This is a genomic window from Monashia sp. HAY1-5C, assembly GCF_056755255.1.
Genome location: NZ_JBPGXG010000311.1, coordinates 1 through 296, shown reverse-complemented (window position 1 = coordinate 296; position 296 = coordinate 1). Strand labels below are relative to the sequence as shown.

1 protein-coding gene is annotated in these 296 nt (G+C 68.9%); it reads right to left on the bottom strand.

Translation table 11 applies throughout. The features are described 5' to 3' along the window. Nucleotides 1–202: hypothetical protein (locus tag ACR9ZK_RS21805; RefSeq protein ID WP_481344046.1), on the bottom strand; the 202-nt coding region annotated here is incomplete at its 3' end. Nucleotides 203–296: the final 94 nt, after the last annotated feature.

The window sequence follows — 296 nt, the reverse complement described above, 5'->3', positions numbered from 1 at the left end:
CCCCCCCCCCCCCCCCCCCCCTTTTCCAAGCAAAACCCGCCCCCCTAGATGTAGCTCCGTCTCGTGGGCTCGGAGATGTGTATAAGAGACAGAGCCGGGGTCGTTCAACGTCCTGTCCGCCGCTCATGACCTCGTCGGCCTGGGGAGCCTCGTACCCCATCCAGGTGACGATCGCGACGTCCGTACCCTGTCTCTTATACACATCTCCGAGCCCACGAGACGGAGCTACATCGAGTGGGGCGGCTTCTGCTTGGGGGGGGGGGGGGGGGGGGGGGGGGGGGGGGGGGGGGGGGGGG